The organism is Archangium gephyra (genome assembly GCF_042230915.1).
GTDB lineage: Bacteria > Myxococcota > Myxococcia > Myxococcales > Myxococcaceae > Archangium > Archangium gephyra_B.
Genome location: NZ_CP102578.1, coordinates 9,411,173 through 9,425,350, shown reverse-complemented (window position 1 = coordinate 9,425,350; position 14,178 = coordinate 9,411,173). Strand labels below are relative to the sequence as shown.

At 68.6% G+C, this 14,178-nt stretch carries 11 protein-coding genes; 9 read left to right on the top strand and 2 right to left on the bottom strand.

Going from position 1 to position 14,178, the window contains the following annotated elements; genetic code table 11:
• The first annotated feature begins 24 nt into the window (after positions 1 to 24).
• The 8 genes from NR798_RS37095 (at position 25) to NR798_RS37060 (ending at position 8,265) form a co-directional block, all read left to right on the top strand.
• On the top strand, positions 25 to 1,149 hold the full coding sequence (locus NR798_RS37095) for a phosphoribosyltransferase domain-containing protein (protein ID WP_375767280.1): 1,125 nt from the start codon (positions 25 to 27) through the stop codon (positions 1,147 to 1,149).
• Positions 1,146 to 1,886, top strand: coding sequence for a hypothetical protein (locus NR798_RS37090; protein WP_375767279.1), 741 nt, complete (start codon positions 1,146 to 1,148; stop codon positions 1,884 to 1,886). The genes NR798_RS37095 and NR798_RS37090 overlap by 4 nt, the downstream gene beginning before the upstream one ends.
• Positions 1,883 to 2,974 carry a cysteine protease StiP family protein gene (locus NR798_RS37085; protein WP_375767278.1) on the top strand — a complete coding sequence of 364 codons (1,092 nt, stop codon included), beginning with the start codon at positions 1,883 to 1,885 and terminating at the stop codon, positions 2,972 to 2,974. The genes NR798_RS37090 and NR798_RS37085 overlap by 4 nt, the downstream gene beginning before the upstream one ends.
• Positions 2,971 to 3,894, top strand: coding sequence for an HpcH/HpaI aldolase/citrate lyase family protein (locus NR798_RS37080; protein WP_375767277.1), 924 nt, complete (start codon positions 2,971 to 2,973; stop codon positions 3,892 to 3,894). Before NR798_RS37085 ends, NR798_RS37080 begins: the two co-directional genes overlap by 4 nt.
• A 17-nt stretch (positions 3,895 to 3,911) precedes the next feature.
• Positions 3,912 to 5,006, top strand: coding sequence for an ATP-grasp domain-containing protein (locus NR798_RS37075; RefSeq protein ID WP_375767276.1), 1,095 nt, complete (start codon positions 3,912 to 3,914; stop codon positions 5,004 to 5,006).
• Positions 5,007 to 6,053 carry a VWA domain-containing protein gene (locus tag NR798_RS37070; protein WP_375767275.1) on the top strand — a complete coding sequence of 349 codons (1,047 nt, stop codon included), beginning with the start codon at positions 5,007 to 5,009 and terminating at the stop codon, positions 6,051 to 6,053.
• A gap of 25 nt (positions 6,054 to 6,078) precedes the next feature.
• The gene (locus tag NR798_RS37065; protein ID WP_375767274.1) at positions 6,079 to 7,110 is read left to right on the top strand and encodes a VWA domain-containing protein; all 1,032 of its coding nucleotides are present in this window, start codon (positions 6,079 to 6,081) and stop codon (positions 7,108 to 7,110) included.
• Positions 7,111 to 7,221: 111 nt separating this feature from the next.
• Positions 7,222 to 8,265, top strand: coding sequence for a TerC/Alx family metal homeostasis membrane protein (locus tag NR798_RS37060; RefSeq protein ID WP_375773884.1), 1,044 nt, complete (start codon positions 7,222 to 7,224; stop codon positions 8,263 to 8,265).
• Positions 8,266 to 8,354: 89 nt separating this feature from the next.
• Here NR798_RS37060 and NR798_RS37055 read toward each other — a convergent pair whose 3' ends face one another.
• Entirely contained in the window at positions 8,355 to 10,118 is a 1,764-nt protein-coding gene (locus NR798_RS37055) for a hypothetical protein (protein WP_375767273.1), read from the bottom strand.
• A 128-nt stretch (positions 10,119 to 10,246) separates the two neighbouring features.
• A complete protein-coding gene (locus NR798_RS37050; RefSeq protein ID WP_375767272.1) occupies positions 10,247 to 12,640 on the bottom strand; it encodes a DUF3857 domain-containing transglutaminase family protein in 2,394 nt (797 codons plus the stop codon).
• Between the two features lie 190 nt (positions 12,641 to 12,830).
• Here NR798_RS37050 and NR798_RS37045 point away from each other — a divergent pair, with 190 nt between their 5' ends.
• On the top strand, positions 12,831 to 14,168 hold the full coding sequence (locus tag NR798_RS37045) for a lysophospholipid acyltransferase family protein (RefSeq protein ID WP_375773883.1): 1,338 nt from the start codon (positions 12,831 to 12,833) through the stop codon (positions 14,166 to 14,168).
• Positions 14,169 to 14,178: the final 10 nt, after the last annotated feature.

Sequence of the window (14,178 nt, the reverse complement as noted above, 5' to 3'; positions counted from 1 at the left end):
TGCCCGCGAGGGGGGGCCCAGCGCGTGCACGAATCCATTTCCGTCTCGTTGCCGACCGGCCGTCTGGACGTGTCGGTCCGCCGCGCGGATCTCCCGTTGGATGTGCTCTGCGGTTTCGGGGCGCGGCGCAACCCGCGGCGTGGATTCCTCTTCGTCTCCAAGGTGCTCGGGCGGCACCTGCCCGTGCGTCCCTCGACGATGCGCGACGTCCACCGGCGGCTCGCGCGGAAGCTCCCGGACGACCTGCCCGGCCCCGTCGTGGTGCTCGGGCTGGCGGAGACCGCGATTGCGCTCGGCCGGGGTGTCTTCGAAGAGTACGTGCGGGCGACAGGGCGCGAGGACGTGCTCTTCCTCCAATCGACGCGCTACCACCTGAGCCGCCCCGTCGCGTTCCGCTTCTCCGAGGAGCATAGCCACGCGAGCGCGCACCTCGTGTACCGCCCGGAGGACGCGCGTGCGGACGGGTTGATGCGTGCCGCGCGGTCCCTGGTCGTGGTCGATGACGAGGCGAGCACGGGGCGGACGTTCGCGAACATCGTGACCGCGTTCCGGCGGGAACTCCCGGCGCTCGAACACGTCGCATTCGCGGTCATCACGGATTGGCGGCCGGTGGCGTCACCTCGCGTGGCCCTGCCGGAGGGCTTGCGGTCGCACGACATCTCGTTGCTCGAGGGCGAATACGCATTCACTCCCGCGGACCGTCCACCCATCGCGATGCCGCGCGCCGAGGGCTCCGGCGAGCTCAAGGACGCGCTGATCTCGCGCAATGACGGGCGGTTCGGCCTGCTCGCGGGAAAGGCCGCCGGCTCCCTGCCGGACGTGTCCCTGCCGGGTGGAAAGGGGCGCCGCGTGCTCGTTCTCGGGACCGGAGAGTTCGTGTACCCGCCGTACCTCCTCGCGGCCGAACTCGAACAGGCGGGGGCGCAGGTCTGGTGCCAGGCGACGACGCGCTCGCCCGCGCTCGTGGGCGACGCCATCGGGTGCGCGCTCCAGTTCCACGACAACTACGCGGACGGGATCGACAACTACGTCTACAACGTGCGGCCCGGTGACTACGACGACGTGATCATCTGCTACGAGACGCCAGCGGACACCGTACAACCGGAGTTGATCCGCGCTCTCGGCGCCAGGGTGGTCTCCTTCTCATGACTGGTGGACCGCTCGTCTTCGTCGACCTCGACGACACGCTCTTCTGCTCGCGCCGCAAGACGCCCGACCTGAACGCGGAGCCCATCGCCTACCGGAGCGATGGCGTGGCGCTCTCATTCATGACGGGCCGCCAGCGCGCCTTCTTCGATTGGCTCTCGCGTGACGCGGTGATCGTGCCGACGACGGGCCGCAACGCGGCGGCGCTCGGCCGGGTCCGTCTGGGTTTCGCGGACCATGCCATCTGCTCCTTCGGCGGTCTCATCCTGCGCCCCGACGGCAGCCCCGAGCCGCGTTGGCGCGCGCACATCGAGGAACAGGCGCGCGCCGCGCTTCCCAGGCTCGGCGGTCTGCTCGAGGCGATCCGGGTCGAGGCCTCTCGCGTGGGCGTCGACGTGCGGGCGCGCCCGGTCGCGGATGACGGGCTCGAGCTGTACCTCTCGATCAAACACAACGCGGACGACGCGGCGGCACTGGCGTCCCTGGTCCCGTTCGTGGAGCGCCACCTGCCCGAGGGCTGGCGCATCGGCCTGAACGACAACAACCTCGCGGTGCTGCCCGGCTTCCTCGGAAAGGAGAAGGCGGTCACGTGGTTCCTCGAGCATCTCGCGGCGCCCCACGCGTTCGTGCTTGGGGCGGGCGACAGCTTCTCCGACGCACCTTTTCTCGCGGTCTGTGATTACGTCCTGACTCCCGCGCAATCCCAGCTCTTCGCGCGGATGCTCGAGGCAAGCCGATGACGTTCAGCGGCAGCTACGAATCGCGGGACGTCACGTTCCTGCTCCGCCCCGTCCAGCTCGCGCCAACGCCGGTCGAGGAGAAGGAGCGGCTCATCCAATCCGGCCGGCGCCACTACTCGGAGCTCATCGGCACCGAGTCGCCGCCCGACGGCGAGTACCTCGCGCTCTTCCAGGCCGCGTTCGATCGCAACGCTCACCGGCTCGCATCCGAGCTCGTCCGCCTCTCTCGCGCGCTCGCCGAGCGGCCGGGGCGGGAGCTCGTGCTGGTGAGCCTCGCCCGCGCGGGAACGCCGATTGGCGTGCTTCTCCGGCGCGCCGCGGAGATGCAGGGCCGACGCGCGGTCCACTACTCCATCTCCATCATCCGTGACCGGGGCATTGACGAGGTCGCGCTCGATCACATCCTCGAGCGGCACGCGGCGAGCGACCTGGTGTTCGTCGATGGTTGGACCGGGAAGGGCGCGATCGCGGAGGAGCTCGAGCGGTCCGTTGGGCGCTACGCGCGAAGCCGGGGCGTGGTGCTCGATGCGTCCGTGGTGGTGCTCGCCGATCTCGCGGGCGTCGCGAGGCTCGCGGCGACCTCCGAGGACTACCTGATTCCGTCCTCCATCTTGAACGCGACCGTCTCTGGGCTGATCAGCCGGACGATCCTGAACGACGCCTGCGTCGGTCCGGGCGAGTTCCACGCCTGCGTCCACTACGAGCACCTCGCGCCGGCGGATCTCTCTCGCTGGTTCGTGGACGCGCTCACCGCGCGCATCGAGGCGCTCCGGACGGAGCCGGCCGCTCCGCTCGCGTGGACCGAGGCGCATCGCGCAGGGCTGCGCTCCGTATCGGCCGCGTTCATGGCGGAGACGCAGTCGCGCTGGGGAATCTCGGATCCCCTACGCATCAAGCCCGGCATCAGCGAGTCGACACGTGCCCTCCTGCGCCGTGTCCCGGACCGGTTGATTCTCCGGGATCCGGACGACGCGGACGTGCGCCACCTCGTGCATCTCGCGCGGCGTCGGGAGGTCGCCATCCAGGTCGAGCCCGCGATGCCGTATCGCGCGGCTACGATCATCCGCGCCACGAAGGGGGCCGAATGAGCGCGCTCGAGCTCGGTGCGTCGCTGTACGTCCCCGCGAGCCGGTGCGACCTGCTCGCGATCGCCAATGGCTTGCGCCACCCGGAGCTGCGCTCCGTGATCTTCTGCACCGAGGATTCGATCCGCGCGGACGACCTGGAGCGTGCCCTGGAGCAGCTCGCCACGGTGCTGCCCCGGTTCGGGCCGCGCCCCCACACGCGGCGGTTCATCCGGGTGCGGAACGCCGACGTGTTGCGGCGCATCCTCCCCATGCCGGGCATCGAGCGCATCGATGGGTTCGTGCTGCCCAAGGTGACGCGGCACAACCTTCCCGAGTATCTCACGGAGCTCGAGGGCACCCGCTTCCTCGTGATGCCGACGCTCGAGACGGCCGAGGCGTTCGATCAGGTGGAGATGCGCCACCTGCAGCGGCTCCTGATGGCCGAGACGATCCGGCCCCGGATCCTCGCGCTGCGGATTGGCGGGAACGATCTGTTGAACCTGCTCGGGGTCCGGCGGTCGCCGCGGCGGACCATCTACGACACCGCCGTCGGGCCCACGATCGCGATGCTCGCGGGCACGTTCCGTCCGCACGGGCTGCCGCTCACGGCGCCGGTCTTCGAGGGGCTCGCGCATCCCGAGGTGCTGCTCGAGGAGGTCGAGCGGGATCTCGCCCACGGGCTGTTCGGGAAGACGGCGGTCCATCCGGATCAGGTCTCGCTCATCGAATCGGCGTACGCGGTCTCGCCCGAGGAACTCGAGATGGCGGAGCGCGTGCTCGCCGAAGGTGCGCCCGCGGTCTTCCGGATGCACGACACGATGTGCGAGGAAGCAACTCACGCACGCTGGGCGGAGATGATCCGCGCCCGTGCGGAGCTGTACGGGCTCACCGGGGCGGCACGCCTCTCCGAAGCCAGACACAAGGTGGGGCGTAGCGCGTGACGACTGGCCGGAAGCGGGTGTGGTTCAACGAGGGGATTTCCGCGGTCCACGATGCGCTCGTACTGATCCGGGAGGCGGACACCGCACGGGAGCTCGAGCTGCTCTCGAGCCACTCGCGGCCAGAGGCACCATCGCTCGCGGTCGCGGACGTCGCGTTCCCCGAGTCCTCGCGGATGCGCTCGGAGGAGTACGTCGAGTGGTGTCTCCAGACGTGCCGCGAGCGCGGCGTGGACCTGTTCGTTCCGGGCCGGTACCGCGAGGCCATCTCCGAGCACCGGGCCCGCTTCGAGGAGCTGGGGACGCGCGTCTTGGTGGCCGCCACGCCGGAGGTGCTCGCGCTCGCGGAGCGCAAGGATCTCTTCTACGCCTCGCTCGAGGGGGTCGTTCCGCTGCCGGAGTACCGTGTCATCCGTACGCTCGCGGAGTTCGACGAGGCCTGGGCGGAGTTGCGGCCGCGTCACCGGCGCCTGTGCATCAAGCCCGCGGTCGGCATCTTCGGGGTCGGGTTCCACATCCTCAATGAGAACCATGACGCCTACGAGGCTCTCATTGGCGGCAACGGGCTGACCGTCGCCGTCGATGCGTTCCGAAGCGCGCTCGCGGCGGCACGTGAGCCGCGGCGGTTGTTATTGATGGAGTACCTGCCAGGGCTGGAGCGGAGCGTGGACTGTCTCGCCAGGGATGGAACGCTGATCGCCGCGGTCTCGCGTCGCAAACGTGGCGCGTTCCAGGTGCTCGAGGTGGAGGGGGCCGCGATCGAGCTCGCGGCGGCGATCGTCGCGAAGCACCGGCTGAACGGGCTTGTCAATGTACAGACCCGGGACGGCCGTGGCGGGCCGCGCCTCCTCGAGCTGAACGCGCGCATGTCGGGCGGGATGCTGTACGCGTGCTGCTCCGGAGTGAATTTCCCCTGGTGGTCCGTCGCGCTTGCACTCGGAATACGGGATTCCTCTCAGGTTCCGCGTCCCCAGGGAGACCTGCTCGTCGCGCCCACGACGGGGGTGCGGATCGTGGGTCATTCGAGCACCACCGGCGAGGTCCCGGGCGGGATGGACAAATCCTCGACGATACAGGTAGCGTCCGAAACCTCACTTCCAAATGGAGTTTGCTGAATGGGGTTCTTCGACAACCTTCTCGGGCGGGGGGCAGCAAAGTACCCGAAGAAGCTTGCGCCGGGTGAGGATCTCGAGTCGCTCGAGATCCTGAACGTGGAGGGTTCCACGGTCTCGGTCGCTCTCAAGTTCAACAAGAAGAATTTGAAGCCGCAGCCGGCGCCGAACACAGACATCGTGTTCCTCATCGACGCCAGCGCGAGCATGGGCGAGCTGTACGCGTCCGGTGCCATCCAGGGCGCCGTGTGGAACATCCTCGAGCACGTGCTCGAGTACGACGACGACGGGATCGACTTCTTCCTGCACTCGGCCAGCACCCGCGACATGAACCGGATGCGCCAGGTGATCCAGAAGATCCAGTCGCAGACCGCGACGCTCGAGGACGTGAAGGCCGTCGTGGCCCCGCGCGAGCTCGGCCAGATCGCCGACCGTGCGCAGCTCGACAAGGCGCTCGCGCTGGACCAGTACGACTTCGGCTTCGCGACGCTCTGCGCCCCGGCGCTCGACGCGGTGATCAAGAAGCGCAAGCCCAATGGCAACCTCTTCATCGAGCTCGTCACGGACGGGTCGTTCAACGACGACGATGACGTGAAGCGCAAGATCATCGAGATGTCGAAGATGTGCGCGCAGGCCAAGAATCCGAACATGTTCCGGATTCACATCCTCGGCATCGGTGACGGCGTGAACGAGGAGTACCTGAACGAGCTCGACGAGGGGCTCTCCGGCGTCGCGCCGATCGACATCGTCGCCTTCGACAAGGCCGATCGCGTCCAGCAGTCGCCGCAGCTCATCTTCAAGGAGCTGGAGAAGGGCTTCATGACGGTGGGCAACAACGGCACCGTCGAGGTCAAGGGCGCCAAGGCCAAGAAGATCACCAACGCCTACAACGGCGTGGGCGAGCCCGAGATGCTGGTGCTCGAGCGCGTCCCGCAGGCGCTGCTCCTGGACATCGACTTCGATTCGAAGCCGACGGCGTTCGGCATCGACATCGCGTTCACCGACACCGAGGGCGACGACTTCCAGGTGAAGGCCCAGGTCGCTCTCTAAACCGCGCGTTTCCCAAGGTACTCCCATGCCCAAACTTGCGAAGAAGGACTCGGGCGGTTCCTCCGCTCCGGCCATCACCCAGACGCTGCCGCCCGGCATCAAGTCGCTCACGGTGAACTCGGAGCCGCTGCCCAACGGCAACACCATGGTTCAGGTCGAGGTCGTCCCCGACACGACCAAGACCGGTGGCGCCTCGATCGTCGACGGCACCGACATCGTCCTCGTGCTCGACGCGTCGTTCAGCATGTACGCGTCGGCCTACCGGAACCTGAAGATCTTCGACATCGTCGACCAGGTCGTGAAGTTCCTGAACCCGTACGACAAGGACGGGATCGACGTCTACCTGCACTCGCTGCGCGAGGCGCCGTTCAAGCACGTTGGCACGATCACCACCCCGGGCGAGGTGCAGCAGCTCCTCACCGACTACGTGGAGATCAGCACCGCCCGGAAGCTGATGGGCACCAAGACGGTGTGCGCCCCCGTGCTGCGCGACATCGTGACGCGCCTGAAGGAGGAGAAGAAGAGCTCCAACGTCTTCATCTCCATCCTCACCGACGGTGAGTTCGACGACGAGGCCGCCGTCGAGAGCTCCATCGTGGAGTTCGGCAAGAAGTACAACACGCGCGAGGAGCCGTTCGGCTTCAAGCTGCACTTCACCGGCTTCGGCAACCTCCAGTTCAAGTTCCTGAAGCAGCTGGATGACGCGCTCGAGCAGAAGTACCCGGGCTTCATCGACTGCATCGACTTCGACACCGCCACGGAGATCGAGTCGACGGTGCAGCACATGGTGAAGGAGTTCCAGAGCGCGGTGATCTGCGCGGGCGCCAACGGGACGGCTTCCGTGCGCTGCGATCAGAAGGTGATCCGCGTGGGCGATGCGAAGACGAACCGCTACGCCGATGGCGACTTCTTCAGCGGCTACGAGGTTCTGCCGGCCGTGGTGAACCTCGGCTTCGAGGTGGTGGGCAAGCCGACGACGGCGACGATCGAGCTCGGTTACGAGACGGTCGGCGGCGAGACGGCCGAGCACAAGATCCCCATCCGGATCGCGGCCTAGTCAGCGCACTCCCGGGGCACGGCGGGTTCTGGCCGTGCCCCGTTCATTGCGGGGTACGCGGTGGCGCTCCTGGCGAGCCACCGCTCCCTCGGCAGCAAACCGGGCGCGTTCATGCTGACGCGCCTTCACCCACACTCCCCGTGCGAGATTGCCCGACGGGCGCCGCTCGGGATACACCCACCCCTTTCCGTAGCAATTGTTTGGAGGCCTCTGACCGCTATGACTACGCGGCAAGCAATACAGAACTTCTTTTTCTGGGTCGGCGTCGCGATGCTCGTCAACGTGGGCATCTGGGCCACCTGGGGCGCGCAGCCGGCGGCGGAGTTCTTCGGCGCGTTCGTGATGGAGAAGGCGCTCTCCCTCGACAACCTGTTCATGTTCTACCTGATCTTCCGGCTCTTCAACACGCCGGCGGAGGCGCGCCCGAAGCTGCTGCGCTGGGGAATCATCGGCGTCGTGCTGATGCGCGGTGCGATCATCCTCGGCGGCACGGCGATCATCACCGTCTGGCGCCCGCTGCTCTGGTTCTTCGCCGCGTTCCTGTTCTGGGCGGCCTTCAAGGTCTTCTTCCTCGATGACGAGGAGGGATCCGAGGACGAGAAGCACGCGGAGCTCCAGAAGAACTGGCTGGTGCGGCTGTCCAAGCGCTGGCTCGGGTTCGAGAATCGCTATGACGGGCTCAAGTTCTTCACGGTGGTGGACGGCAAGAAGCGCGGCACGCTGCTGCTCCTCACGCTGCTGGTGGTCGAGGGCACCGACGTCCCGTTCGCCTTCGACAGCCTCCCGGCGGCCATGGCCATCAGCCAGAACTTCTGGATCGTGATCTCCTCGAACGTCCTCGCGGTGCTCGGCCTGCGCGCCATCTACTTCCTCATCGAGAACATGCAGGAGCGCTTCTCCCATATGAAGCAGGGCATCGGCCTGCTGCTCGCGATCGCGGGCGTGAAGATCCTCCTGCCGGACCTGGGCCGGATCGTGAACGGTACCGTGGGCCTCGTGTACCCGGCCATCTCCAACACGATCGCGCCCGGGTATGGCGTGCACGTGCCGCTGCCGGTGAGCGTCGGCATCATCGTGTCCGTGATCGCCGGGACGATCGGGTACACGCTGTTCCGTACCCGCGGCGAGGCCGCAGCGGCCCCGGCGGCCGAGTAGAACCGCCGCCAGGCAAATGCCCAGGCAGTCCGCGACCGGGTCCCTCTTCAGGGGGCCCGGTCGTGTCATTTCCGGGGGGCCGAAGCAACTCAGCCGGGGGGCAGCAGCCTCCGGATGTTCGGGCCGGACACGGAGTAGACGGCGTCCCCCTGGCCCGTGAAGACGTCCCACGCGTAGGTCAGTACGTCCGCGAAGCGGGTGTCCACCACGCCCGTGGGCAACGTCCGGACCAGCCCGGTGGACATCATCGCCATGATGCGCCCGTCCGAGAGCGTCGTGAGCGCTCTGTCCGCGTTGGACCAGGACATGCCGGTGCTCGTCCACTGGTATTCGAGCGTCCCGGACTGCTCCCCGAGCCGGACGAGCCATTGCTCGCCAGGCTTCATGGTGTCCTTCGTGACAGTGCCGAGCACGACGAACCCGTCTCCCAGCCGGGAGAAGGCGTTGGGTTTGAAGTCCGGCGACATGGGATAGGTGCGCTGTCCGTCTGGCCCGAACGTGGTATCCGCCACCCCCTCGCGGGTCGCCCGGAACACCCGGAGGCCTCCCATGCTCGCGTCACTGGTGCGGTAGCCGGTCGCGAACACCGCGCGGCCCTGTGCGTCGACGAAGGCTCCGAAGGCCGCGTTCAGTTGAAGGTCGTCGGCCACGAGCATCAACCGGCCCGATCCATAGCTCGCATCGTTCAGCCCCTGCGGGTTCAGCCGCTGGCACTCCACGTAGGAGGAGGTCCGGCCAGCCAGGAGGAAGGCTCCATCCGGCAGGAGCATCAGCACCGCATCGTGGCTGTAGATGGTGGCAGTGGCCCGGCCCCCGCTGCCGAACGAGGAGTCCAGGGTGCCGTCCGGGTTGAGGCGGTAGAGGAACGCACTGTTGGCGGAGGTGATCAGGACGAGCAGCTTCCCGTCGGGCTGGAGCAGCAGCTTGGGGACCGAGTGGTAGGTGAAGCCAGCCGGGAGGGACAGCTCGACGACTCCCGCCTGTCCGAACGTCGTGTCCGGGCGCCCGTCGAACTCGAGCCGGTGGATCCACAGGTTCGTGTCGTAGTTCCCCGTGCCCAGGACGATCCGGCCATCCGCCTGGGTCACCAGGGACGAGATGTGGTGTTTGTCGGGGAGCGTGAGGCTCCCGTTGGTCCCGAAGCCTTCATCCCAGATGCCGTCCGGCCGCGTCACTTCCAGGAACGCGGTCGTTGAGGCGGAGAACCGGCTCGACGCCGCGGTGAAGGTAAGGGGATGCGTCGCGATGGGGGTCATGTAGTTGGTGCGGAATGCGAAGGTCGCCGAGGTGGTGCCGGCCTCCAGCGTGAGCTCCTGGGTATCCACCGAGATGCCAGCAGGCGGGCCCTGGACGGCGAGCCGCACGGGCCCAGCGAATCCGCCGGCACGCTCGATGGTCACCTTCACCTGGGCCGGCCGCCCGCGCGTCACCGACGGGCTTTCAGACTGGGCCCGCACCTTCACCGGCGCGACGACCTCCACGTCCACGGAGGCGCTGTAGGCCTCGCTCCCGGACTGGGCGAGCACCAGCACCCGGCCCCGGGCCCCGACCTCCGCGAGCTCGCTGACCCGGAGGTGGAGATCTCCCTCCGACTCCTCCGCGGTCAGCACCAGGGGCTCCGCCGTCAGCCCCGAGGGACCGGCGCTGGCCGTCACCAGGATGGCACCGGAGAGTGTCCCGGTCCGATCGAGCTTCACGTGGACGGGAACCGTGATTCCCGGTGCGATCCCCACGGTCTGGTGCGAGGGCTCGATGAGCAGCCCATCCGGCTCCGGCTTCTCCTCACCACATGCGGACACCACGAGTACGAGCCCCAGTAGCGCGAGCCACCGGGAGCGAGTCTCTCTGCACATCTTGTCGTGACCTCCCCCAAGCGCCGTCCGGCCAACGGCGAATTCGAGGGGGGTTGCTCTATGACAGGACCCGTCCTGGCGTCCACGCACAACGCGTGAGGCGGCCTGGTGCCGGGCCGTCTCCTGGCTCAGGCCGCGCGCGAGCCCGGCTTCGCGAAGTAGGCATGGCGTGCGCGGCCACACCGGGCACACGTCCATTTCGCCACCATGAGGCGCTGCTCGCCCAGGATGAGCTCCTCGGTGCGGGGCGGGTGGGGCCCGGCCGCGCCACTGGCTCCGCACTCACAGCGCAGCCGCGCCGCCTGCGGAGACACCTCCGCCTCGGAGGTGAGCACGATGGGCTGCGCGGGGCTCTCTCCAGCCCCCGACTCGAACTTGCGCGAGAACGCCCGCTTGCGCCTCCATGCGCGCAGCTCCGCCAGCCTGGCGCGAGGGCCGCTGCCCAGGAAGATGAGGAGCGCGCCCACGCTCAGCCCTCCCACGAGCCAGGGCCACAGGAACGCCGCCATGGCCCGGGTGTCCCTGCCACCTCCCGAGCGCCACACCCTGAAGCCGAGGTGCGCGTGCATCTTGTCGAGTGCCTCGAGGTGCCCGGTGAGCTGCGCGGGCTCCACCGCGTCCGCCAGGCTCCGGTAGCGGAAGTCGAGCAGCAACAGTTGGCCCCCGTCATCGAGCTGGTACTCGTACTCGAAGTGGCCCGCGGGTCCGTCCACCTCGCCCCGGTCGACGCCATCCAGGGAGAGGGGCTTGTTCAGCTGGAAGCGCACCCGGTGGAGCACGTGGACGGGATGCTCGACGGCCAGCGGCATGGTGCGCCGGGCGATGCGTGGCCGCTGCAGGTAGCGCACCACGCTCGAGCCGTCGAAGTCGCGCTGTCCGTCCTTCCAGAAGGCGTTGATGGCGTAGCTCTCCTCCACGGTCACCACGTTGTGCTCCGGGTCGTCCGTCACCTTCAGGGGCGCCGTGGCGCGAAGCTCCGGATCCGTGCGGGCGTAGTAGTTGAGGGACTCGCGCTCCAGGTCCTTCAGGGCCGCGGTGGCCAGCGTGCGTCGCATGCTGTTGGCCTCTTGTCCCCGGTAGCGCGTCCGCACGGTCAGGGCCGTCCCCATCCCGCTCTCGCCCGCGCCTTCGACGTAGTGCTCCTCCACCTCCATCGTGGGCTCGGGGGCTTCGGGCGCGGGAATGGACGTCAGCGCCTCGGTGGCTTCGTCGATGATCAGGGCCCGGCCATAGGGCTGGGTGCGCTGCTCGGAGAGCGGGCCCCGCTCCAGCGTGGCGGTGGGGTCCATCCAGTAGTCCTGGCCGTCCAGGCGCACCTGGACGATGACGTGATCGAACACGCCAGGTGAGGGCAACCGCGTGTCCAGCGTGCGCTGCAGCTCCGTGTTCACCAGGGCGGTGCGAGCCTCGATGCCCAGGCCCCGCAGCAGCGTGACGAGCAGCAGCGACTTGTCCTTGCAGTCGCCGAAGCGCTGCGCGAGCACCTCCTCGGGCGCATGGGGGCGGTGCGTGTTGGGCCCCAGCTCGATGCCCAGGTAGCGCACGTGGTCCTGCACGAAGCGCAGCGCGGCCAGCAGGCGGGCGGACGGGGTGGTGTTCTCGGAGCGCAGCCGCTCCACCTCCTGGGCCAGCGCCGGGGGCAGGGGCGAGGGCGGCTGGTAGAGGGGCACCGCCCAGCGCGCCACATCCCGCCAGCTCGCGTACTCACTGAGCTGGATGGAGGGCCAGGGCTCGTACCAGGACGGCAGGGCGTCATCGACGTCGAGCCCCGGCACGTCGCGCTGCTCCCAGAGGTACTCGCGCTCCTCGCCCGAGTCCTTCACGGTGGGCTGGAAGTCCGTGCCATGGTTCTTCACGTGCAGCGTGCGCCCCTTGGGCCACAGCAGCCGCTGGTACATGTGCCCCACCGGGACGCCATGGTTCGTGTAGAGCGTGGTGGTGAAGCGGTCCCCGAACACGGGATTGCGTCCCTCCACCGTATAGGCGTACTCGAGCGTGTCGCCCACGCGGACGTCCTTCACGAAGATGAGGGCGGAGAGCGTGCCGTTGTAGAGCCGCTGCGCCAGCTCGTGCTCCTGCTGGATGACCTTGACCGCCGCGGGCTCGAACACGTCGAGCCGCTCGCCCGCGCGGTGCAACCACACCCCATGGAGCGTCAGCCGCTGGAAGGAGGGATCGAAGCTCACGGAGATCTCCGCGGCTTCGCTGATTCCGCCCTCGTTGAGGATCTGCCGCGTGTAGTGGCCGTAGCGCTCCTGCGTGCGGGCACTCACGCGCGTTTGGAGGTCCACGAGCGGGTAGCGCACCCCACCCCGCGAGCCACCCGTGGGGCGCTCGTCCCGCGCCTCGATGGAGAGCATCCGCACCCAGGGAGCGGGCGGACGGACGTCGAAGGGGGCGGCCTCGGGGGTGGTCTCCGGTGACGCACCGGCGGGTGCTCCCGGTCCGAGGACGAGGCCCAGGAGAACGAGGAACGCGGAGGCCCTCGCGAGCCGGAGCGGGGTGGAAGGGGCGGCGGACATGAAGGGGCGAGAATGACGAGGCTCCCAGTGGCCGCGCAAGCCCAGCGGGCGCGGGCTCGCGGGCCGCGGATGCGCCGTCCTGGGGCCGTCAGGACCGGGCGAATGGGCTCTCGCACCCGGGGTGCGACCCCTCCGGACGGGCGGGCGGGGGTTGTCCCCGGGAAGGGAGGGCCCGGTGTACACTGCGCGCGTGTTCTACAGCTTCGTGCGTGCGGTGGTGGCCCTGGCGCTTCGGCTCTTCTACCGGGTGAAGGTGAATGCTCCCCCGGCCGAGCCCGAGGGCCCGGTCATGTTCGTGGGCAATCACCCCAATGGTCTCATTGATCCGGCGCTCGTCTTCATCCTCACGCGCCGGCATGTGACGTTCCTGGCCAAGGAGCCGCTCTTCCGCATTCCCGTCATCGGCTGGCTGCTGCGGGGGCTCGGGGCGCTGCCGGTGTACCGCAAGCAGGATGACCCCTCGCAGATGGGCAAGAACGAGGGGACGCTGGATGCGGCGCGCGGGGCGCTGGTGGCCGGCCGGGCCATCACCCTCTTCCCCGAGGGCAAGAGCCACTCGGAGCCCGCGCTGGCGGAGCTGAAGACGGGGGCTGCGCGCATCGCGCTCGGGGCGGCGAAGCAGGGGGCCCCGGTGCGCATCGTCCCGGTGGGCCTCACGTACGCGGACAAGAACCTCTTCCACAGCGAGGTGCTCATCGAGATGGGCACCCCCATCGAGGTGAAGGACTTCCTGCCCGCGGACGCGGCGGGCGAGGGGGACTCGGTGCGCCGGCTCACCGAGCGCATCGCCGAGGGGCTCCGGGCCGTCACGCTCAACCTGGACCAGTGGGAGGATCTGCCGCTCATCCAGCTGGCCGAGCAGCTCTTCGCCTTCCGCAACAAGGAGGCCCAGGACCCGGAGCGGCTGCGCCACTGGGCGCGGGGCCTGCAACTCTTCCGCTCCGAGCAGCCCGAGCGTTTCGAGCGGGTGCGCGGGGAGATGATGTCCTTCCAGCGCCGGTTGGAGCTGGTGCGGGCGGACCCCACGGACCTGGCGCTGGAGTACCGCACGGGCCCGGTGGCGCGCTTCGTGGTGAAGAACCTGCTGCTGCTCGCCTTCGGCATGCCGCTGTTCGCCCTGGGGCTGGGGCTGTTCTACGTGCCCTACCTCTTCCCGAGGTGGGCGAGCCGCAAGTCCGAGCTGGACATCCAGGCGACGGTGAAGTTCCTCGCGGCGTTGGTGATGTCGCTGGCGTGGTGGGGGGCGTTGACGGTGGGGGCGTGGCTGTGGCGCGGGGCGCCGCTGGGGCTGCCGGTGCTGCTGGGCGTGCCGCCGCTGGCGCTCTTCACACTGTACTTCTCCGATCGCTGGCAGGTGTTGCTCCATGACGTGTCCGTGTTCTTCACGCTGGGGAGCCGGATGCGGCTCAAGGCCCGGCTGCTCACCGAGGGCGAGCGCCTGGCGGCCGAGGTGGAGCAACTGGCCGGGGAGTACCAGCCGCGACTGGATCAGCCCGTTGCGCCATTAGCTGTGGTAGCAGGGCGGTGAGCGCACGCGC